The sequence below is a fragment of the Dyadobacter sp. UC 10 genome (genome assembly GCF_008369915.1).
Lineage (GTDB): Bacteria > Bacteroidota > Bacteroidia > Cytophagales > Spirosomataceae > Dyadobacter.
This window is the reverse complement of sequence record NZ_VSRN01000001.1, coordinates 4468691-4492413: the sequence shown is the minus strand read 5'-3', so window position 1 is coordinate 4492413 and position 23723 is coordinate 4468691. Positions and strand designations below refer to the sequence as shown.

At 46.0% G+C, this 23723-nt stretch carries 15 protein-coding genes; 8 read left to right on the top strand and 7 right to left on the bottom strand.

The genetic code is table 11. The features are described 5' to 3' along the window. Positions 1-373: 373 nt before the first annotated feature. On the bottom strand, positions 374-604 hold the full coding sequence (locus FXO21_RS28790) for a hypothetical protein (RefSeq protein WP_192579247.1): 231 nt from the start codon (positions 602-604) through the stop codon (positions 374-376). 163 nt (positions 605-767) lie between these two features. On the opposite strand from FXO21_RS28790, the gene FXO21_RS28785 reads away from it, so the two are divergent. After that, on the top strand, positions 768-908 hold the full coding sequence (locus FXO21_RS28785) for a hypothetical protein (protein WP_192579246.1): 141 nt from the start codon (positions 768-770) through the stop codon (positions 906-908). Between the two features lie 4 nt (positions 909-912). Here the strand turns inward: FXO21_RS28785 and FXO21_RS18700 are convergent, their stop codons facing one another. The 3 genes from FXO21_RS18700 to FXO21_RS18690 form a co-directional block, all read right to left on the bottom strand. Then, positions 913-1941, bottom strand: coding sequence for a T9SS type A sorting domain-containing protein (locus tag FXO21_RS18700; protein ID WP_149641508.1), 1029 nt, complete (start codon positions 1939-1941; stop codon positions 913-915). A gap of 70 nt (positions 1942-2011) precedes the next feature. Continuing rightward, positions 2012-2983, bottom strand: a complete 972-nt coding sequence (locus tag FXO21_RS18695; protein ID WP_149641507.1) for a hypothetical protein — start codon at positions 2981-2983, stop codon at positions 2012-2014. Positions 2984-3112: 129 nt separating this feature from the next. After that, positions 3113-3493: a hypothetical protein gene (locus FXO21_RS18690; protein WP_149641506.1), complete on the bottom strand. Its 381-nt coding sequence runs from the start codon at positions 3491-3493 to the stop codon at positions 3113-3115. A gap of 538 nt (positions 3494-4031) precedes the next feature. Between FXO21_RS18690 and FXO21_RS18685 the strand changes: the two genes are divergently transcribed. From FXO21_RS18685 to FXO21_RS18660, 6 genes are all read left to right on the top strand, one after another. After that, the gene (locus FXO21_RS18685; protein ID WP_149641505.1) at positions 4032-4346 is read left to right on the top strand and encodes a DUF937 domain-containing protein; all 315 of its coding nucleotides are present in this window, start codon (positions 4032-4034) and stop codon (positions 4344-4346) included. 1062 nt (positions 4347-5408) lie between these two features. Then, complete coding sequence (locus FXO21_RS18680; protein WP_149641504.1) at positions 5409-5738, top strand: hypothetical protein; 330 nt, start codon at positions 5409-5411, stop codon at positions 5736-5738. Positions 5739-5851: 113 nt separating this feature from the next. Continuing rightward, positions 5852-9427, top strand: a complete 3576-nt coding sequence (locus tag FXO21_RS18675; protein ID WP_149641503.1) for a PKD domain-containing protein — start codon at positions 5852-5854, stop codon at positions 9425-9427. A gap of 312 nt (positions 9428-9739) precedes the next feature. After that, complete coding sequence (locus FXO21_RS18670) at positions 9740-10333, top strand: hypothetical protein (RefSeq protein WP_149641502.1); 594 nt, start codon at positions 9740-9742, stop codon at positions 10331-10333. A gap of 251 nt (positions 10334-10584) precedes the next feature. After that, the gene (locus tag FXO21_RS18665) at positions 10585-11067 is read left to right on the top strand and encodes a hypothetical protein (protein WP_149641501.1); all 483 of its coding nucleotides are present in this window, start codon (positions 10585-10587) and stop codon (positions 11065-11067) included. Positions 11068-11097: 30 nt separating this feature from the next. Then, positions 11098-11943 (top strand): response regulator transcription factor, encoded by an 846-nt coding sequence (locus FXO21_RS18660; RefSeq protein ID WP_149641500.1) that lies wholly within the window; start codon positions 11098-11100, stop codon positions 11941-11943. On the opposite strand, the gene FXO21_RS18655 is transcribed toward FXO21_RS18660, so the two are convergent. Further along, complete coding sequence (locus FXO21_RS18655) at positions 11936-15118, bottom strand: sensor histidine kinase (RefSeq protein ID WP_149641499.1); 3183 nt, start codon at positions 15116-15118, stop codon at positions 11936-11938. The genes FXO21_RS18660 and FXO21_RS18655 overlap by 8 nt on opposite strands. A 395-nt stretch (positions 15119-15513) precedes the next feature. Between FXO21_RS18655 and FXO21_RS18650 the strand changes: the two genes are divergently transcribed. Then, entirely contained in the window at positions 15514-18774 is a 3261-nt protein-coding gene (locus FXO21_RS18650; RefSeq protein WP_149641498.1) for an SdrD B-like domain-containing protein, read from the top strand. A 451-nt stretch (positions 18775-19225) separates the two neighbouring features. On the opposite strand, the gene FXO21_RS18645 is transcribed toward FXO21_RS18650, so the two are convergent. Continuing rightward, positions 19226-19615: a mechanosensitive ion channel family protein gene (locus FXO21_RS18645; RefSeq protein ID WP_225865753.1), complete on the bottom strand. Its 390-nt coding sequence runs from the start codon at positions 19613-19615 to the stop codon at positions 19226-19228. Then, on the bottom strand, positions 19584-23681 hold the full coding sequence (locus tag FXO21_RS18640; RefSeq protein WP_149641497.1) for a T9SS type A sorting domain-containing protein: 4098 nt from the start codon (positions 23679-23681) through the stop codon (positions 19584-19586). Before FXO21_RS18640 ends, FXO21_RS18645 begins: the two co-directional genes overlap by 32 nt. Positions 23682-23723: the final 42 nt, after the last annotated feature.

Below are 23723 nucleotides of genomic sequence, written 5' to 3'. Positions count from 1 at the left end.
AAAGAAGGGGTTTGCAATTCCAGCTTCGTTGCGAACCCGAGCTTTTTATTCGCAAAATTTGTAGTAGCTCCCAGGCCAACAAAAGACAGAACGGGATTAGCAACCTAGCGGCTAAACCGGATACGAATCTCTCCATAATAGTATCTGCATATATCCGACTTAGACGCATTGGCGAACAGCAGCGGCTTAGCGGACAAAAATACCTGCATACCAGCGTTCGTATTTAAATTAACCCCCTGCCCGGCAGGACCTTGCGGATGAGATGTAAAAATTGCTCTGTTATGGTCTGTAAAGTAATATTTTGTGTTGGCGATCAGCTCAGGTTTTACATGGTTTTTGCTGCCACCAGACGATGCCCCGAATGTCAGGCCGGTTACGTGCTGAGGAATATTGGCAAAAGATTGGTCGCTAAAACTGAAGTAACCGAAAGTGCTGGTTCCGGTTTGCGGAAGTAGATCCCCTGGTCGATGCTGCCATTGTGGTTATCAAAGAAGTGCATCGTCTGCGGAATGGAAGTCGGACCTTTGAGCACTGGCGGCTTGTAGCTGTTATTGACACCATCCTGAACCAGATCAAGTGTATTTTGTGCGAATGCCGGCTGCATAAGAGTAGAAAGGGCTAAAAACAGAACAACCGGCCGTTTCGATCGAAGAATTGAAGACAGCATCGTGTGAAAGTGTTGGGTTATTTCTGTCCTGAGGATCGGGCAAATATATAAATGATACTCCCGGTCTTAAGTAGTATATTCTACAAGCACATTGTAGCAAATGGTTGAGCGGAACAAAGTCGCCCTGCAAGTAAATGGCTTGCAGGGCGCCGGGATGAAGGGAGATCAGGATAACGGTGGCGAGATGGATCTCTCTTATTCAACCGTTTACCACATCATGGGTTATCACAGCGAAGCATAGCGCACTATCTTGCTATCATTATCCTTTGTGCTAATGCAACCCCGTCGAGTGTACGGGTACATACCAGGTATGTACCGATTGGCAACCTGCTTACATCAATCCCTGCCGGGGACATTTTGCTGGCGGCATACACTGTTTGCCCATTGTTATTATGTATTGAAATGGATTTGACTTTGGATGCATCAACACCATCCAGGAACATCACATTGGTCGCAGGATTAGGGTATATCACTAAATGTCTTTTTTCCATTTCGACGTTCCTGATCTTACTGAACGAAAAAGTGGCATCGTTGTCGACCATCTTTAACCGGTAATAGTTCGTACCCGAGAGCGGTGAGCTGTCTGCAAAGCTGTAATTGACGTTTACTTTACTTTCTCCGCTTGCGTCCACACGGCCAATTTTCTGCCATGTCTTTGCATCAGCGCTTCGCTGTACCTCGAAATGACTGGCGTTGGTTTCTTCGGTTGTCGTCCAGGCGAGGTTGACAGCCATGCCTTCTTTTGAAACAGTAAACGACTGCAGTTCTACCGGCATAACCCAGTCCAGGACATTTAGAGGCGACCCGGTGGAGTTACCGGCCGGATTTTCTGTTACAAAAGGATCAGCCCATTGTAGCGCGGTTGCTGTGGGCTGGTCATCGGAAGCATCTATTATTTTTATGGGTAACACCAACGTACGTATTGCGGTCGGTCCGGTTCCTGCCCAGTCCCCTGTGATCGAAATAACCACCGCCGAAGATCCGTCAGCTCCCTGGGTGACGGTAAATTCTGACGGGATGGTTCCTCCACCAGCATAGACTGCACCCGGGGGAAAAGCTACGTTTATAGTAAATTGGCCGGCAGTAAAAGTATGCGCAGACTTGGCAACTTGTATGGTATATGTACCCCTCTCGCTGCCGCTGGTATTATAGCCGGGATAAGGGTCCCGGTCATAGTTACCCGACTGCAGAACGATGTCTTCGCCTTGCGCAATGGCGCCATTGACAGCCATAAAAAAGCCGAACACTAAAATAATCAATCTGGAAATCTTCATTGGTTTAGCAATTAAATGTTGAATAGTATGGTACGGCCGGCAAGCTGAATTGCTTGCCTGGGTATACCAGTTACATATTGGATACCGTGACTTCTACTGAGACCGTGTTGTTCAGATTATTCGTCTCCCCTCCGGACGTATCACCGACTTCAAACTGGATATTGTATTTCCCTTTTGACACCTCGGGAGCGGCGTTAATGGTCAGATTAATTGCCTCGAAACTGGAAGTGCCATAGGCAATCGTGGTCGTAGAAGAAGCCAGAGTATAATAATTCCCACCTGCATCGTAAGCCAGGTTCCACCCTGGACTGGCATCGAGTGCAATGCTGAAATTATTGTTAGGCGGGTATATATATATCGTTATTGCCCCGGAGGCACTTGAATTTGGATCACCTACATTATATAGCTTCAGTGTAGCGCTCCTGGACAAAGCGGACGGTTTGATAAAACCTACGTCACCCATCGAAACCAACGGACGCAAATCGGGTGGACCCGCACACCCTGTCGCCGCCGCTCCGATAGAAACAGCGTTGGATGCATTAGAAGTACAGCCGTCAATGGTAGATGTTACAGCATAAGGGCCGCTGCCGGCGGGTAATCCGGAGAAAGACCCGGTTGTGCTCGTTATATTTCCGGGAGACAACGTGTAAGTAGCACCACCGATGGGGTAGTTAACCACAATACTGCCTGTAGGTTCTGCACAGGTCGGATTACTAGCTGAAATTACAGGTGCCGAAGTTGAAGGCTGTGTGTTGACGGTACCTGACTGGACCGTTCCCGAGCTGCATGTTCCATTACTTGCAGTGAGCGAATAAGGACCTGATCCTGCCGGAGCAGTTACAACAGCCCCATTCCTGGTTGCACCAGCCGGAGTAATTGTATAAGATAGCGCCGAATTGTAGTTGGTGATGGTGAATGATCCCGTTGTAGTAGTGCACGTAGGCTGCGTTACTGCGGACAGTGCAGGGCTGGAAACAACACTGCCGTAGTAGAGTAATACTGCCGCTCCATTCAGGGCACTATTTCCCTGGGTGTGTATCAATGTTATCGAGGTGAACGGGGAATCAGCATGTACTGTAAAAAAACCACCTGCCGAATTCGTACCGCTTGCATCCGAGGAACCTGAGGATGTAAATGTGGAATCGCCAAGTACACCCAGGCAATAATTTGATTACGTAACACTTGTATTCCCGCCATTCGTAGACCATGAGAACTTCTCCGGTGCTCCATAGGCAGCAACGTCATGCATTCCCCCAACCCAAAATACTACATCATTTACAGGACTTGAAAAAACGTATGAACCGCCTGTTATAGTGGCCCCGTTTCCATAAAACTGACCAACCGCCGGTGCTGGTTGGCCGCAAGTAATCGGTGTGCTGGGAGGGCTGAAAGAAGCGCTCCCGTAATACTCAATCGTAACACCATTGACCGTCGTCGGGTATGATGTGATCGGGCTGGTACAGGACTGGGCAAAGGAATTTCTGCTAAAAAGAAAGGCAGAAATGGCGATAATAATGGTTAAAAATCTAAAATACTGGAAAGTTGTTTTCATAATTCTTAATTAAACCTGTTTTTAATTGACTGCTTCGCAGGAGGGATTTTTCATTGTTTTTAATAGTACTGGGACAATACTGCATGTCCATTTTCATGAATGCATTTTAAATAGTTGGATAAAATATTTAATCGAACAGTATCAAAGTCAACACACCTCAATTAAACTACCCATCCTAATACATGTTAAGTAAATTGATCTAGTAGATTTTCGGTAGTTCATTACTCAAAATTGAGGCTATAATGCCAAATTCACATTAGGATTTCGCCTGCTAAATTGTAGTATTTGTATGATATGCAATATACTTGAACTACGCACAGCTCGTAGGTCATGGAGAAGCCATATCTATACTATACGTATAGGTCAAAAACTACATGAATACCTAAAAAAAATGGAAATCGTAAAAGAGAATATTAACCTGCATTGCCCTGCCATAGTTATCGACCTATCACTTTTGATTGATCGGACGCAATTCCTATATGAAAAGGGAATAAATAAACAGATTCTTATTAAACACTTATGCTAAACAATTTAACACATGGAAATTCTTGAAATTGCCAAAGAGTTCTTCACCAAATCTGTTATCGAAAAAATAGCCGATAAAATCGGAGAGGATGCGCCGCTCGTGCAATCGGCGATGAATGCAATCCTGCCTTCTGTTTTGGGTGGAATTATGGAAAAAGGATCTACCGCAAACGGTATCGAGCAACTCATTTCAATATTTAATAAGAATGATGAGGAATCCATACTCAAAACATTTTCGAAAGGTGCGGGTGAGACGAAACAGTTGGAACTTACTGACGAAGGTCTACAATCAAGAATGCCGGCAACTACTGTATTCTTCTGGCCTTGACTCAGATAAACTGCAAGCTCAAATTCATAGCTTGTCAATTTTCTAATTTTTCTTATCGGACTATCCGTCCTGAGTAGTAACGGCTGCACAAAGTCGTCAAGCAATTCGGGGCTCAGGAAAGGTTTGCCGCCAATGATGGATTCTATACACGTAATCAACTGATGCTCACTATGCTGCTTCAAAAGATACCCGTCTATACCGACCATAAAATAACTAAAAATCATTTCCTGGACTAAATCATAGTCGTATGCAACAATCTTTGCTGTTGGAAATGCCTTTTTAAACTTCCTTACTGAGATAAGACGGTTTTCTTTGGCATTTTCGCTGATACCCAAAATAACAACAAACGGCAGATCGCTTGCTGCATTTGCGGAAATCCTTCAAGACTACGGGATTGAAAAAGCCTGGCGTCTTCATAATGTGTATTTAGCAAGACTGATAAGCCGGTCCTCATAATTGGGAAGGGATCAATTATTCCAATTGTTAACATAACTATCGGTAGGTACTACCTTTTTTAAATTGGTACGAGTTAAGGGCCCCGATTTGCTTGAGGTGAGCTTAAACCATGCAAAAGTAGTTATGTGTTTATAGGTACAATGTCAGTCTGAATGCGAAGCCGAGAAGATATAATAGGACACTTACAGTTGTTTTATTACATATGATCAGCATGTACGGATTTCTTCTTCCCCGTTTTGCTAAACTCGACCGGACTTAATTTCATTGCAAATTTTCAAAATTCAGAACACAAATCAGTCGCGTGATACTTCCATGCATTCAGGATTCAACTTGCACGTAAGTGTTTTAATGATCTGGCACAGCGGATGAAATCAGTGTAGTAAATAAACGATAGTAGACTAAGAAATACTATCACTGCTAACGGTTTATACTATTAGCAGTAAATGATTTGATAATGATCTTGCAGTCGCTTTTAGGTTTATTAATCATTTAAAGACAGATAATTAACACTACGATTATCATCTCAAATACCTGCATTTGAGAAACGTAGAATGCTAAACCCGGAACATGACCAGCTATGCAATTATTAAACAAATCAGTTACAGAATGAAACAACTTTTTCTTTTTATTCTTATTTCGCTTTGGACGGCAACCATTTCTGTCGGGCAGAATTGTACCATCAATGCCGGCGTAAATAGTTCGATCTGTCTCGGACAGCCGGTCGTGCTGGATGGGAGCCTGGGAGGCCCTGCGGACCCGGCGTCTATAAAATGGACGTTATTGTCCCAGCCGGCCGGTGCGAATGCCACTATCAGCAATTCAAGCAGCCTGTTGACCAATGTGAATAATGTGTCCGTAATTGGCACTTACACGTTCAGGATCAATGCGATTTGCGGTGACGGCGTAGCCATCTTGATGAAGTCAGCGTTACGGTAAACCCCGTTCCACCCACACCAGCCATCACTGGTACTGCCAATTTCCCCTGCTATGCCGGGGGGCCTGTTAATTTAACCGGTACTGCTCCCGGGCCCGGAGAAACGGTTTCATGGTTGGTTATTGGAGGGGCATCCGGTACCTTCGGTAATCCGTCATCCGCAAATACCACTTTTACACCAACGTTCAACATTGACGAATGTGCAAATTCGTCTTCCATTACCATCCGCTACACGGTCCGGTCGGCAGGCGGTTGCGAGAGTACTGTCACAAGGAATTACACTTTTTCCAGGAACTACAGTCTTTATGCAACCGCTAACCCTACCCAGGTTTGCGGCACTACGACCATCTTAAAAGGAAGCTGCCCCGGCACCGGAACTGCCGCCTGGACGCAGGTCTCAGGCCCTAATACAGCCACTATCAATAACGCCAACGCAAGAACAACTGCGGCGACAGGGCTTATCGCGGGAAGTTATGTATTCAGATATACCGTTTCCGGCGGCTGCAGTCCCGGTTCGGTTGACGTCAACGTAACAGTGTCGGGTTCCTCTGCTGTAACACAGGCCAACGCAGGCAGCGACCAATATGAATGCCAGATACCTGGCGTGGTTTCCCTGGCGGGCAACAAACCAGCTGTGGGCGAAACCGGAACGTGGAGCCAGTTATCGGGCGGTACTGCTGCTACGATTGCAGATCCAAACCGATTCAATACGACTGCCAGCGGCTTGACCACAGGCGGTGCTCCCTATACGTTTCTCTATACCATTAGTAACGGCACCTGTTTCACTTCCGATTCGGTTACCATATACAAACGCCCTGAACTCACTTTGATAGGTTCGGACACCGAAGCTTGTTCAAGTAGTGGCACCGGCCAGATTACCCCTGTCGCCACCAGCACTTACACATACAACCAGCTCGATACTGCCGTTGTGAATCTTACCTTTCTTTCCGGCCCGGCAGGCGCCTTTGTCAATAGTGCCGTACGCAAGGCATCCGGTGGCGCCTCGGTTATCTCATTTCAGAGTATGACCGTCGGGCAGACCAATACGTGGAACCTTTCCAGGAGCGACCTGTATGTTCAGACCTTGAACCCCAGTTCGCAACTCTATAACCTGGACTTCCTCTTTCGTCTAAATGACAACGTAGGTGTATTCAAATTCCGGGTGAGCGTTACGACCGAATGCGGGACGGTGGAAAAAGATGTGACGATCACCAGGGGGCTAACAGGCGCAGGGGTGAATGCAGGAACGGATGTAGCGCTGCCCTGCACTGCTACCAGTGCAACATTGGCGGGTAACCTTGCCAATGGAAAAGGATTGTGGAGCGCGGTCCAGTTACCGGCTGGCGCCACCAATCCGATCACGCCCGCAAATCAGGCTTTAAGAAACCCACCTATCAACGGTCTTATTGCCGGTACCTATGTATTTCGCTACACGAACAATACGGGGCCATCCTGCAACGCTAACCAATTTGACGAAGTGAAGGTTGTCGTGTCGAACACACCACCGCCTGCCCCCAACGCCGGCGTGGATATCACCGGCTGCGCGGGAAGCGTGCAGCTCAGCGGATCGGCTGTGCCTGCTGACGCCTTTGCCAGCTGGACAGTTGTGAGCCCGGCATCTTCCGGGGTTACCTTCTCTAATCCATCGATCCCGAACCCGACAGTCAATAACCTGCAACCCAATACCTCATATACGCTGCGGTATACGCTGACCAACGGCTGTGGATCCAGCTTTGATGAAGTCACTATCACAACGAACAGCTCCGTCGGTCCGGCGAAGCCCACTATTACAAGCAGCGCACTGGCCAATTGCGGTACCATTAACAGCACACTTCCATCCAATGTGAGTATCGTATTCAACCATCCCGCTCTTGATCCTGGTACTATAGGAACCTGGACTGTGATCTCACAGCCGTCAGGTATCGCCCACACTGCCACCTCCAACAGTCCGACAAGTACGACTATCAGATTGCAGAACGTTACGCAATCCACTGTATTTTCCGTTATTTATTCGCTCAGCAGCTCGACTTGCCCGTCGGCGTCGGTTTCCGATACGGTTACAGGCTATATCAGAAAATCTACTGACGCACCGTTCAGTGCAGGGGCAAGCCAGCAAATTTGCTCTGTTAGCTCCTACCCTGTTACAGTGAGTCTGAACGGTTCGGCCAGCACGGGCCCGGTCCTTTGGAGCCAGTTGTATAGTTCCAACGGCCAGCAGGCTACCATTGCAACTCCGTCCAGTGCTAATACCAATGTGACAATCCCCTCAGACGGTATGTACCGGTTTCAATACCAAATTCAAAGTACCACTGATCCCGGTTGCCAGGGACTGTTAGGGGAAGACGTCATGCAGGTCACCACGTCGTCGCCGGGCCAGATCGCCCTTGCCGGAGATGATATTAAATTCTGCAATACTACCGGCGTCACCACATTGAACGGATCACCGGTAACCAATGGCCGCTGGGAGGTTTATCAGGTACTTAACGGAAATGCACCCGTCATCGGAACCGTGACTTCCGCTACCTCCAACCTCACATTCAACGGCTCCGGGTCAGCTATTCTGAAATGGAATTCCTACGGAAGTATCACGGAATGCGGCCCTTCGAGCTCGGACCTGCTGACTGTGACCTATACAGCCCCGGCCAATGCAGGCAGTGACCTTACGCTTTGCGATGCCTCGTCAGTCAATCTGTCGGCGGCTAATCCTTCCCCTGCGACCGGGACGTGGTCACAGACATCCGGTCCGTCCGCAAGCATACAGAACACATCCAGTCCGCAAACCCTTGTCTCCGGGCTTACAGATGGCAGTTACATCTTTCGGTATTCAGTGGACAACGGATCTGGCTGTACAACGACAGATGATGTGTCTGTGACCATTTCCGGGAATAGCGATACCGCCGTTGCGGGGGCCGATTCAGCCGCATGCAGTGGCGGGACCAACAAGATGCACCTTAACGCCAGCCCGTCATTAGCCGGATCAACCGGAAGTTGGTCGGTAATCAGGAGGCCAGCCGGCACCACTGAGGGTAATTTTTCAGACGTTCACGATCCGAAGGCGATTTATGACGGGTTGACCCACCCTGGCAAATACGTTTTTGCCTGGACTGTCAGCAACGGCATTTGTTCCAGCACGGACTACGTAGAATTTACCTCGGACAGCACGCTCTGCAGATTGCCTGTTACGCTTACCAGTTTTACAGGAAAAGGGGAGAATTCGTTGGCAACATTAAATTGGGCCACCTCTGCGGAATCCAACTTCAGCCATTTTGAAGTACAATATTCTTCCAATGCAAAAACCTTTCGGACAATTGGCCGGGTGGCCCCGGAGAGCAACTCCGGACAAGGCTATGTTTTTTCTCATGAACAGCAGGATCCGACCGGTTATTATCGTTTAAAAATGATCGATTTGGATGCGACTTATGCATACAGCAAAACTATAGCTGTCGCGGTTTCAGGGGTTGATATGGTTATTTTCTCCAACCCAACCGCGGATAGGATACAGATCAAAGGAATTAGAGGAGGAGAAGATGTATCTGTGTATGACCAGCATGGAAAACTTGTGATATCCCAAAAGAATATCCAGGCCCGGCAGAAGATCAATCTTGAAGGCTGCGCCCCGGGAGTCTATATTTTGGAAGTGGTTCGTGAGGGCGTACAAACATTTCGGGGAAAAGTGGTCAAAAGCAACTAGAACGCTGGCCTGAGTAACAAAAGCAGAGCCCTTGCATAGTCAGGGCTCTGCTTTTTTGTTTTTTAGCCTGAAAGATAAATAATGCACCAATAGTATATTTTCGACACCTGTCAATTAAATGTTTAGCCAGGTTTGGGATTCGACTACTGATGAAAGTCTTCATTAACAATAATTTCGCGGCATTCCGGTATGGGATTATCCCGTATCTGAATAGCCTGCCATCCTAAGCAAACAAATATCGCGACCTGCTGAAACGATCACAGTTTGACAGATGTGGAGGCTGGAATTCTTAGTTAAACAATTAATTACAAAATGAAAAAACAAATCGTAACCTTCACAGCTGGTTTCTGTATGCTGTACCTATCGCTTGATGCTCAATCACAGAGTTTGCCAGTGGACGGGTTGTTTGAAAAAGCACTTTCCTTAACCCAAAAAGGCGAGCATGAAGCTTCGGGAAATGCATTGGGCCTGGCTGCCATCGCTCTTGAAAAGGAAGCGGGCCCGGCTGGTAGCCCTTTGGGTTCTAAACTCCTCGGCCAGGTAAATGATCTTAAAGCTATCATTCCATTGGCTTCACAGGGTAAAATAAAGGGGGATGCATTGAGCAAGCTTGTAAACAAGGTGAAATTGCTGATTGGCATCAATCGCCTTAACAATTCGCTTTCAGGGGGCAAAAAGGGGCTGCTCGGAAACAGCTCATCCTTGCTAAATAATCTGGCGCTGGTAAAGGCGGGCAGTTCTGCATTGGGAGGAAACGTACAATCCGGAAAAGTTGAGAATTTGATCGGAAAGGCGATGAAGAGCGTTGGAAAGCTGGATAAAAAAGGATTGCTGGTTAATCTCGCTGCCGGAGCATCTAAACGAAAACTGGGCAGGCTGGTGTCGCTTGTGCAAAGCGGGCTCTAACTCCGGACTTTGACTTATTTATACGAGATTATTTATTTTCTTCGAAATTAATAACCGGCATCTTCTGTACAATGTCAGCTATTCGCTGTCTTTTTTTAAAGTCCAGTAATTGATTCTGTTAGCCATGTCAACCTCCCGGCTCTGTTGGGAGGTTGATATACAATTGCGTACCGAGAACGGCGATAGTAGGCCTTCATAATGCCTGCATATAAGCGCAGTAGTGCACATGATATCATATTCATTTTTGTTTAATGAGATTACCACTCGCTCTATTTATTGTTTTAGTCGGATTAGTTTGTTTATCGAGAAAAACTGATAGTAATAAGTCTAAACCACTCGGTTTGACAGGGACGTATACCGGCACGCGCTCATCTTCTGACGGCCAGGATACGACCTCGGTACGCATCATTTATCGGGTGAAAATTAGCGAGACAGATCATCACAGACTTATCATGTCGGTCTCGGAAGAAACCCAATTGAGAAAAAGAAAGGAGGAACCATTTGAAACAGTCGCCGCCCAACGCAGAGTCTTGAATGGAGGGGCCATTACAGGGGTCGATAGGTTTTCATTTCTCGAGGTAAGGCCATCAAATTGGGATGAGGGGCAGGAAAAGACAAAAATCGAGATTGATGGAAGGCTTTCAGGCGAAACTCTTAAACTAAATGTTAAATATGATTTTGTCGAACAAAGTCACTTTGATCACTTCTCCCTTCTACTTACCAAGGTCAGGTGAAAAACGTATCCGGCCTATTGCTTTTTTGCCATGCCGGTAGCCATTTCACTGCATAATTTTCACCTCTGCCAGAACACGTCAGGTTCCGTTATTTTCGCGCGCCGATTTTGCCTTCTTGCAAAAAGTACTGCTTTTGATTACCATCGTCTCTTGATTTTTCACTTTAATAAATCGGTAGAGAGTAAGTGGCGTGCACATGATTCTTATAGTAGTTTTGCTACAAACTTTACTTTGGCTGGCGAGATGAAAAATATTCTTATTGCTGAGGATCATCCTATTATGCGATCGGGGACAAGGCAAATTGTTCACACATACATGCCTGGCGCAGTAATTACCGAAGTAGACACCTTTAAAAAGGCACTGCTCTCAGCAAGCGAAAAGACATATGATCTTGCCATTCTGGATATCGGCATCCCTGGCGGGAATAGCGTTAAAATGATTGAAAACTTCAAAGAAAAATACCCAGCCGTGAAGGTGCTGATATTTTCTTCTTATGATGAAGATTTATACGCGCTCCCATGTATTAAAGCTGGCGCAGACGGTTATATCTCTAAGGATGCTCCCGAACAGGAATTTAAGACTGCCCTGGAAACTATTATGCTCCGAAAAAAGATTTATTTAAGTGAAAGATTAAAGGACGACAGTCTCAACAAATTTATAAATTCCAGGAAGAGCCAGGATGATGCAGCCCCCCAGCTTTCTATCCGCGAGCGTGAAATTGCGCAGTTATTATTGTCCGGAAAAGGTGTCTCAGAAATTGCCGGAATGCTGGATGTACACATTTCAACAGTGAGCACACATCGTGCAAGTATATTCAAAAAGATGCAGGTTCAAAATATAATAGACCTGGCAAAGAAGTTTGAGATTCTTAAATAGGCTTGTCAACCAACAGTTGAATTTGTGTGCCGGTCGGTCCGCTTTCTGCTTTTATGCGAATTTTGAGCATATAGGTCATTTCCTTTACAATAATTAAGCCCAAACCCATATTTTTCGGAAGGTCGTCAACTATGCCTTCATCTCGATTTTCCGCATCGGAAAGCCAACCTGCAATGTCTGCGGGCATACCCAGCGCAGTGTCGTTGATTGAGATCACGGTTGTTCCATTGTCTTGGTGGCAGCCGAGGACTATCGAATCATGCCAACTGGATTTCACGGCATTGTCCAGCAGGTTATGAATAATTATCTCCAGCATATTCCGGTTTGTGAAAACCGGCAGGTTTTCCTCTATGTCCAAAACAATCCGGGTTTCGCCAGCCGCTGCGATATCTGCAAAAAGGTCGCGCTTTTCTTTCAGGATACTTGCAATGTCGACAGGCTCATATTTAATTTCTCCCCGACTTTTCATGGTCATTTTTATGAAATTCAGTAGCTCATCGGACAATGCAAATATCTTGTCGGATGATTCATAAATACTTTTGCTTAAAAACAGCTGCGGAAAGGAAGGATAATTTGCTTCCAAATGGTCGTGTAATTTTTTGCTGTTTAGCGTGATATGTTTAAGTGGTGTCCTAAGATCATGGCTGATCACACCAATGATCTGCGTCTGACGTTTCAATTGGTCTTGTAATTTGTCGTCGGAAACTTTCAGGTCTTCGAGTGCATTAGTCAATTCCTTTGTACGCCGGGTTACTTTCTGGCTGAGTAACTGATTCTGCTTGATCAGATAATAGGTGCGCCATCTTACAAAAAAAAGAATTGTGCATACAAAGCCTAATGTTGCTAAAATAATGAACCAGGGACGAAGGTACCAGGCAACTGCTACATTGATAATTAAGTTTTTCTCTACATATTTCTTCCCAAAATTTGAAATTTTTCGGATTGTAAGCACATAGCTGCCTGATGGCATATTATAAAGGGAAATTTCACGGTCGGCGCTGACATTTTGCCACTCAGCTTTCTGCTGACCATCGCTTTTTTTAACCTGATAAAGGAATCTCAGATTATTTTTATGGCCAAAGTATGGCGTTGCTATCGAAAATGTAAGGTGTTTGAAATCAAATGGAAGGTTCAGTGTATCCCCGAAAGTCAGCTTATTACCATCCAGATTTACGTTTTGTATGATAAAGGGGGCGTCAAGAGTGGGACTATGCACTTTGGCCGGACTAAAATTAACCAGGCCTCTCAATGAAGGAAAAGATAATCTTCCATTCGCAAGCTTAACGCCACATGGTTGACATGCACCATTAAATTCATTGGTCTGAAATCCATTTCTTTTGTCGTAATACAGATACAAAAAGTTTCCAGCCTCTCCCCGCCGATAGTCAATCAGATCCTGCTTTCTTGCCTGAAATAACCCCTGATTTGTAGTGAACCAGAAATTTCCCAGGCTGTCTTCCAAAATGCAATGGGCATAATCCAGGAACCGGTTTTGATCTGATGGCATCTTGTGAATTTTGCCCTTTTCTATCAGGTAAAAACCACTTCCGTAAGTGGTAACCCATAGCCTGTTTGTGTCAGAAGCATAAATTGTTCTGATATTCAACCTTCTAAACTCCCGAACCTGAGAGATTTTATCCGATTTAAGTGAATAACGGTATAACCCGCTCACTGTTCCTATTAAAACATGCTCAGGGTCATTTTGCAGAAGCCAGGTTATTTCTTTGTCCGGAATTTTTGCTTTTACAACGATAGAATCGGATTTGCCGGGCGATTGCTCCAAATAGAATAAGGTGCCCGAACGGGATCCGATCCATATTCCTTCACGCGTATTTCCCTGATAAAATTTGACAGGTTCGTCACTGATAAACCAGGATTTAATCAGCCTTTTACCGTCGGGACTAAACTTTTCAACAAAATTCCTGGGCCCTATTTTTGCAAGCCAGAGGAACTGTTTCCTGTCCCGGAGAATCAAAAATTTACTTCTCAGGCTTTCATCCTTTGCAATTTTTTCTGCGCCGGCACCAGGTTTAGTCAGGTCGGCCGTGTAGCCTTGAGGTGTGATAATCGAGTTAAGGGAATATGGGAGATGCGCATAAAAAACATTATCCTCCGTGTCGTCACCTATCAAAAATGTTTTAAAGTACTTAGGCGTATATACAAATAACCCTTTGGTAATGCTGCCGAGGAAGATTATCTCATCTTTTTCCTGATAGTAAACGGCGGAAACATGATCCTCATTCAGGTCAATCCCCTTCATAAGGAGCCTGGTATCAAGGAGATTGTTCCGGAAACTTATTTGATAAAGATGATCATTCAGGAAAGCGAAAGTTTGATTATTGAACTGGTTATGTATTATGCTAACATTTGCGGACCTGTTAATAAAAGCCGGGTTGGATTCAATTTCACCGGTGAGCCTAATTTTCGATATGCCTTGTTCGGAGGATGGATTAAGGTAGAGTAAGTAAGAACCGTGGCCGCCAATATGATAAAATAACGAGCCATCTATATCCATGAAATTGTACACATTCAGCGCTTTCCCGAAGAATGCCGAGCTTCTTTCCTCATTCCAACGAAGCGGAGGAACGTCAAATGACATTTTGCCCGGAAACCGGAGTGTTTGTCTGACAGAATCTGCCCGACAGAACAGAATCTTCTCGTTGCGGTACATATAATAATTTGTCCCCTTTCCCTGTATGATCTGGTAATTTACTTTTTTTGCCGGAATCATATCGGGAATAACAAATTGATCTCCGGTTTGCTTCTGAATAGGAAGGAGCGTGGTCCTGTCCAGGCTTCGCACCGTGCTGTATGATGTTTCCTCAGATGCATTACCACCGTCAATCTTGATGAGCTTGCCTCCTTCGGCAATCGCATAAAAATCATCTTTTGCCGGGTTTCGTTTAAAAGTAGGAATCCGGTCACTATCCAGGTCCAGCGCCGCCCGGTTGTAGACTTTGAAATTACTGCCGTCGTACCGGACAAGCCCTCCTTCCGTTGCCAGCCAAACGAAACCCAGATAATCCACTGCGATCTTCCGAATGCTGTTTTGAGGAAGCCCATTGTCTGCCGTAAAATTTGTTGCAAAATACTCGCGCATTTCCCGGCCCTGGAACCCGGACGACAGAAGTGGGAATAAAACTAAAATGATAATGGTAAAAATTACTTGCTTCATAAATCCGTCGAAGGAGAATGATGAAATTTCTCCACCAAATGCAATTATTGTGTCCCAATTTATAAAGTACTTATTGAAATTTCAGGTTTTTTTAAAATGTATTTTCACTTCATGATCAGTAACTCTTCGACTTTTTAACAGGAGTGGCGATTGGGGAAAAATTCATAGATAATCGAGGCCAGTTCCGCTGTAAAATTCAACGTATATTAATAACCGGTATAAAATGTTCTTAGTGCAGGAATGCCTTGTCTGCACCCCGGATTTTGTAGTTAATCAACTAGTTGTGCCATACAAATACTTATGCGTCTCCGTGCGCCTCTGACAGTTGAGGGTTATGGCAAATAATAAGTTTGCGAAGGCAAAACAATTCTTTTTTTTAACCTTCATTGTATTCTATGTTCCATTTTACGCGATTTCTCACCAGGTCGCGCCGGAGTTCGATCATGATCGGACGAGGTGCGCACCCCAGATTCCCCGACACTGGTTTTGAGTTACACCAGAGATTAAATTTAGCAGTGGCGTTCCTGCTTTTTAGCATTGCTTCTTACGCACAATGCCCTTCATCGATTACTACTACCCCCGCGGTGGCAACGGCAGCGACTTGCCCTTCTTCCGGGCAAATCCTGGTGCATTCGAGCGCGGAGTCCGAGCCTTCTGCCACATACCAGATTATCTCAGGTCCAGCTTCCGGAGGTTATCAGACTACCTCCCAGAGTTCCAGCCATTTCACGGGGTTACCTGCGGGCAGTTATACGATCAGGATAACGTGCGGAACGGTGTTTGCAGACGTTACCGCTACTGTCGCTGATGAATATACGCCACTAAGTTTGACGGCGGCTGTCTCAAACGAATGCGCTATTGGCGGTGGTGGCGGAAATAACCGAAACAACGCTACCACTAATGCTGGTGCCTACATTACTGCCACTGCAAATGGCGGCATGGCACCATTGATGTATGCTTTCCTGCTGTCAGACAACGCGGCCGAACCGGATGCCAATTTCACCTACGGCACCGAAAACATTTATACTGCAACTTCATTTGGCGTCTATCAGGTAAGGGTTAAGGATGCCTGCAACAATTTTATTACACAATCTGTTGACGTCAAGCCTATTTATCCGCAGGCGAAAGTAACCCTGGCATATAACGGAGCTCAATGCAACGGAAGCCTGGCAAAGGCCAGCCTTCGGAGAGAAGATGACAATACCATTATAGATCCCACAAACTCCGCCTACGCAGTTGATATATGGTACCTCGCCGCCGGAGCCCCCTGTACGATTCCGACATCCGTTGGGCCAGATCACAGTGTAATCGTGATGAGCGAATCGGACCTGGACCTGGCATTCCCGAGCACCGCAGAAAGCGTACTGATCAGGACCGTATCTCGCTGTGGAGAGACAACCGTAGCATGTTACCCATTACAGAAACCGGAGCTGAAATCGTGGGCGCAGGTGCATGTGGGATGCTCTCCCACGGATAGTGTCAATATAGCCTTTGATATTTATGACGGCGTTTATCCGTACAATGTGACCATTCAGGGTTTTGATGCCAGTGACAACCCTGTGCCCGGAACTGACCAGTCGTTTCAATTCCATTATAGTAATACCTATACTTTCCCCAATGCACACCACTATACATATGTAGTTTCAGATGCCTGCGAAGACAGCTTGACAAGAACAATATATACACCTACACCAGCGAATGGGCCGGTAGTGACCTGGTTCGACACAAAACTGGATTGTGTGGGCGCTACAGGGACGTTTAATGTGGTGTTAGAGATTAACGGATATGTACCGAACCACGACTTCTCAAGTTTTAAGTTAGTTGATGCAGCGACCAACACATTTGTTGCCAATGCCACCGTATATACATTATACAACGGAGCGATATATTTCGAACAGATCTTCCCCGGAAGTTACAAGGTTGTGATTACACCGACCGATCCGACCTGTCCCCCCACGGAAGTTCCTGTTACCATCCCCCCGACTGAGCCCACGCTAACTTTCTCACTTGACGGCTCGGTAACACAGCTTTGCGGTGGAGCCGGTACAATAACAGCCGACCTGGACTACAATGGGACACAGGTGATTACTTATGAACTTCTCCAGGGTACGACAATAATCGCAAGTAACGCCACCGGCAGTTTCACAAACCTTGAGCCAGGAACCTACACACTGAAAGCAATCGCCGATATGTCGGACTGCGGACAGGCAAATATGGAGATTACCAAGGAGCTGATCGTTCAACCGCAGGGTTCTGCGCCGGTTGTTTTGAAAAAATTAGGCGTCAACTGCACAGGCAGCACGACAACTGGCATGGCCGTGTTCGAGTTCTCTGGTTTTGGACCTTTTCTGCTGGAAATGAAGAAGGTTACAGAGACTAATTACACAACCATAGGCACTGCTGTTCCAAACAACTACACAGCAGAAGGACTGTCGGCCGATACTGATTACGATGTCAGGATCACAGATCAGTGCGGCAAAACATCTGTTACGCAGGTGTCTATCAAACCACTCGTTGCCGTATACGTAACTAATACAGCACAGCCCTGTCTGGGTCAGCCTTATACATTGAGTGCAGAAGAGATAACCAACGCAAGTTATTCCTGGACTTTCAATGGTGGCCCGGAAATAGCAACTTCGAAGGATATCGTATTTGCATCTTATGCGGCCGCGAATAATGGCACTTACGTTTGTACAATCACCCTTGAAGATTGCATTACCAAGGTAGTTACCGTAAATCTGAACAGCATCAATTGTAATCAACCACTTGCCAAATCTGGCCTGGGGAATTATGTATGGATAGACACCAAGGATTTAGGAACTCAGAATGCGACAGAAGTAGGTGCGGCCGGAATTACTGTAACGCTATATGATTCGGACGGGGTGACAGTGCTTCTCACCACAACTACCGATGCAACGGGCTATTACAGCTTCGCGGATCTGCCAGCAGGCTCCTACATTGTAGGGTTTAGTGGTCTGCCATCAGGATATATTTTTAGTCCAATTATCGGTAGTTTAAATGATGGCTCAAATAATGATGCCGACTTCAACGGAAAAACCGTTGTAATAACACTGGCCGATAACGAATTCAATATGAATGTCGACGCCGGTATTTGGTACTCACTTCCCGTGACCCTGATTAGCTTCGAGGCGAAGGCAATGGACGAAGGCATACTTCTAAACTGGGCGACGACGACTGAAACCAACAGTGACCGTTTCGAGATCGAGCGCAGCCCGGATGGTAAAAAATGGCAGAAGATTGGAATAGTGCATTCACACGGCGAAAGCGCTAGCGTGAAACGGTACGAATTTAAAGATCGCGAGCCGTTGCAAAACCAGAACCTTTATCGCCTTCGTATGGTAGATTTCGATATGTCCTTCTCATTTAGTGGCATCAGAAGTGTAAATTACAGCTTTAAAGAAGAGGTGGGAGCATATCCGAATCCTGCAACCGAATTTCTGTACCTGAAAGGTTTTACAACCGGGAAAGTGAAAGAAATTTCAATAATCAACTCAAACGGGCAAAAAATCTTTACGTCCAGAAAGTTCAGTAATGAGGGAATCAACGTCGCTCATCTGCTTCCCGGGCTTTATATTGTAAATGTTAAAGGAACCGATAATCAATACCGGTCATTTAAGGTAATGATATCAAAATAAGGCAAATCTAACGAGGTTGCCATACGTTTGCGGGTGACAGTCCGGATTCATTCGGACTGTCACCCACAACTATTTAAAAGTCAGCATTAATGGCGTTAATACTTACGCAAATTAGATACGAGAATACAGATGATTAACAAAACAAGCAGCGCACTTACAGCGAGTGACGCAATCATCGATGATTCGGCAGAGTTGAACATTGAAAGTTGGGTTTACGTGGGTCTGACCCTCCTGTTTTGGTATGGAGAGTGCTATTTGAAAAAGTGATCCGGTTTTCCTGACGGGCAGTGCCAGTCGATGCCTCAGGTCTCATTGTTATCAATTGAACTACCTGAGGTACAGACATTAAAATTCGCTCTCCCGAAATACAGAAGAGCGAACGATTAATCTCCAGTTGTTGATTTTATTCAGCCAGGATTATATCCCGGTTCATACTCAAATTTCCAGGCCTTTATTGCTTAAGTGCTACGCTTATTTCAGCTGGTTTTGGGGCCTGAATGCCATCTGTTGCGAATTGACGGCTTATTCCTTCGTGGACATCGTAATAAGTTGCCCAATAGTTTTCGCTCAGCGTCCATACACGGACATCGAAAAAAATTGAGTTTTCGGTCAGTTTCGTTACCAGCACATCGTGTTCCGAACCCCTGAACGTGGTAGGACAGGCATCAACCACCTTCTGAACCGAATATCTTATGTTATCCGCCCCATTTTGTGACCCTGCGGCAAAGACCATATCCACCCGAATTTTGCCTTTCCCTGAAATGTTGACGATAGGAGATGTTGAAAGCGGACCGTTGGGTATAAAATATCTAGGGTGCGATCTGAATTTTCTTTTGATCATATTTACCACTCTCAGTCAGCAATTTTAGCACATAATACCCAGAAGTCAGATGATTCACCGGCAATGTCTGTTCCAAGTTGGTAACAATAAGACTCTTAGTTACAACCTTTTGCCCCAACGTGTTATAAAGTTCGATCTTGACCTGCTGTCCAATTTGACTTTGTAGGAACTTGATGTTGACAAATGATTTTACGGGGTTTGGATAAACGCTTACCTCCGTAACTGTACCCGATTTGACAAAATTGATTTTGCTATAACTAAAAGTCCCATCGTCGTCATTCATTTTTAAACGGTAGTAATTTTCACCTGGAATCGGAGTAGTATGCACAAAACTATATGCATCTTGGTTTTCACCGTCGACGACACCCACAGTGCTAAACAATCTTCCATTTAAGCTATGCATTACCTCGTAATTTTTGAATGCCACTTCATCTGCAACAGTCCAAGAGAGATTCACAACAGCCCCCTCTGACTTTGCATTGAAGGAAATTAATTTGACAGGCATTGGTGGACAGGAATCTGTGCCGGCGGTAACAGTTAAAAAGTCTGTGCTCGAACAAATACCGTTATCGATCGTCCAGGCAAAGACGTAGGTTCCGGGAGTAGTTACGCCATTGTAAATAGCCTTCGGATTATTTTGGTTAGAGAACGATCCGGCACTTGCAGCGGCAGGAAAACTCTGTACAGTCCAAGTACCTGTTGATCCGGTAGGGGCAGCGGTTGCATTCAGCCGGATTTCCTTGGATCCGGAGCTACATGATTCGAAATCAACACCCGCGTCGGCCTGTGGGTTACCCGAACTTACCGTTACCACAACATCATCCGAAGTCACGCACGAACCCGAGGGGCCCGTTACCGACCAGCGAAACGTATAGGAGCCGGATATCAATCCAGAAACAATTGTTTGATTACTTGATGCATCTCCGAAACCTGCAGTATTGGGTCCCGACACCTGAATCCACGAGCCGGTCCCTGGCGACGCGTTCTGGGCATTTAGATTCGAAGAGGTGCTCTCGCAAAGACTTTGATCGTTACCTGCCTTAGCTGGGGCAATATAAGTCACCATAACTAAGTCACTACTTGAAGGACCGCAATCAGCGTTGCTGCCAAAAGAACTCCATCGTAGCATAACTGAACCCGACTGGGTAAAGGTAATTGAAGATGTAGGCGAGTTAATATTGCTAATGGCTGGAGTGCCCCCTGAAAAGACCTGTTCTATCTGCCATTGACCTGTTCCGCTTGTCAGGGCTGTTGCATTCAGGGCACTTGTACCCGTCGGGTCGCAGAAACTGATATCATCTCCTGCCAATGCAATCGAACCTCCGGTTGATGTATTTACTTCAACGTAATCGGTCAATGGAGCACAGGACGGATCTGTACTTAAATAGGTATACTGAAATCTGTAAGTTCCATCCGCAGGAAGTGAAACAGTGGTACTGTTTGCACCCGGAGTATTAATGGTTACCGGCTGCCCGTTAGAACTATATGTCAATGACCACTCTGTGCTTAGGGCTGTGCTGGTCCCTGTTAAACTTATAGAGGCCGGATAGCTTGCTATTGAGCACAACTGTTGATCGGGACCTGCGTTCACAATATTGGTCGACTTTTTATAGAGTCGGGTAACTGTATCACACACCGATTGTGCCGCACAGGTACTCTCCGTAAGGCAATAGATAAAGCTGACAGAAGCTTCTCCAGAAAGACTTAACGTTATATTGTCTCTTCCCGAATTAACAGGCGACACGGAATAACTCGTTAACGCACTTGCAGGAGAAGCAACCACAGTCCAGCTCCCTGTCTGGGTTGCGGAAGGTGCCGTATGGTTGACCCCCACAGCAAAGGTTGAAGGGAAACTTTGATTCGAAACGCCACAGTTACTTCCTGAAACAAATGAGACCATAGGTTTAACTGGCGAAGAACTTGGCAAGGTAGTTATTGCTATATCATCTGATGAAGATCCACACCCATTGGTTAATGTATACCTAAATATATAATTCGTCCCAGGCAGCAATCCAGACACTTGTGGATTCGCAATAGTTGAGTCAGAAAACGTAACAGCAGCGCCCGTCGGCGAAACAACCGACCACGATCCAAGGGCAGTAGATGGAATTGCCGAACCATCCAAACTGATAGTTCCAGCACACAGCGTTTCATCCGTTCCCGCATTGGGGCTCGGGGGGGGCGTGGAGGAGATGACCACTTTGATATCGTCGGTCACAAGCCCGCAATTCGGCCCGGGATTATTAGCGTACCTGAATATGTAAGTGCCATTGACCAGTCCTGCCAAGGAAGGGTTGCGCAACATTTGGTTATTGCCGTTGATGGGATCCGTGGCACCGGAAGGCATCTGTACTGTTCTCCATAAACCATAATTGTTACCAGCCCCGTCAGGTATGCTTCCCGCCAAAGTGGCCGTGGTTGCAGCACATGGCAAAGCAACATCCGTACCAGCATTTACTCCAGCTGCCGGCATGTAACCCCTAGTTGCCGTTACAATAGTTTCGAAAGTACCGCATTTAGTGGTATAGGATACACGAAACTTGTAGGTACCGACATTATACAGAAAGAAGTAGTTTTCAATTGAATATAGGCCTGACTCAGGATTAGCTAGCCCCGGTACATAAAGTGGCGTACTGCCAGAGTCACCAGCAAGCATGACAGTCACCGTTCCTCCAAGAGTAACATTTACAGGTATTGGAGCATCTTCTGTACCGCTTACGACCGACCAGCCACCATCAACGCTACTTAATGGGCCGGACAGGTAAGTTATACTGGCCTGAACAGAATCAAGCTGCTTGTATCCATAAGAGCCAAAGGTTACATCCCCCACAGCATTGACTACGCCGGTTCTATGACAAATTGAATATCCGGTATTGGTGAGTTCCAGCTTAGGATAGACGTATATCGCAACGGTATCAATGCTGCTACATCCACCCGGGTTATTAATCTTATAAAGAAAATGATACGGAGCACCGCTATCAGAAAGCCCTGAAACAGTTGTATTGGCACTGTTCGGACTGCCAAAACTCACTGTTGTGCCTCCTGAAAGCATCGACCACGTTACTGTCTCTCCCACTGCGGGACTGCTGCCCGCGAGCGAAGCCATACCCGGTGAATTACAGAAATACTGATCTTGTCCAGCATTGGCGTTTGATACGCCGGACCCACCAGTTACATCCACGTTTACATCAACTGATCCAGAATTACAGCCGCCTGATAGCGTATACCTGAAGATGTAACTTCCTGGGACCAGACTGCCCACGTATGAATTTCTGGAAGACGCTGATGAGAATACTGGATCAGGCGCACCTATCGGTTTGCTTACGGTGCTCCATAATGCCGTACCAGCGCCTGGACAACTTCCTTTTAACATAGTACCTGAACCACAAACCGGAGTGGGAACCGCCGCTGCTGCCAATGGATAACTTCTAGAAAAACTATATGTGCGTGTCTCAGATCTTTCGCACCCACTCGCGTTTGATATAGTATATTTTATCGTGATTGAATAAGGAACATTTGAACATTCATCCAAGGGGAATTTCGGAGTAAATGTAGTACTCGCCGACGTAGACGATCCGAAACTACCCAGATTCCCCCCAATCGTTTCCCACGATACTGTTTCACCACCCGTTGGAGCACTGCCGGTCAGAATTATTGGTGTACCGTCATAGCACGGAAAATCAAAGGGACCGGATTGAGTTGGTATACTTGGTACAGGGTTGACAGTAATGGTTATTTCATCCTGGGTTTCGACATTATCACCGCAAGTAGCGCTGAGCCTGAAAGTATAGGCTCCGATAATGGTAGGCGTTCCCGCCGTTGTATACAGGCTGTTAGTGTTTGAAATAACAGTGCTTGCTCCGGCGGGCTGGCTAATCAGCGACCATTGGACGGTGGAAGCATTGGAAGGGCCGCCAAGACTACCATCCAGTGTGATTGGCGCTCCAAGGCAAATGCTGGCATTTACCCCTGCATTGATCGAGCAGTTTTGCGCCTCTAAATAGTTGAAGCAGGCGACTTGGAGAACAAGAAGTACCGGTAAAAAGTACTGTAAAATCTTTCGCATAAAAAGAATTTTAGTTAACAAAATGACAAACTCATACTATGA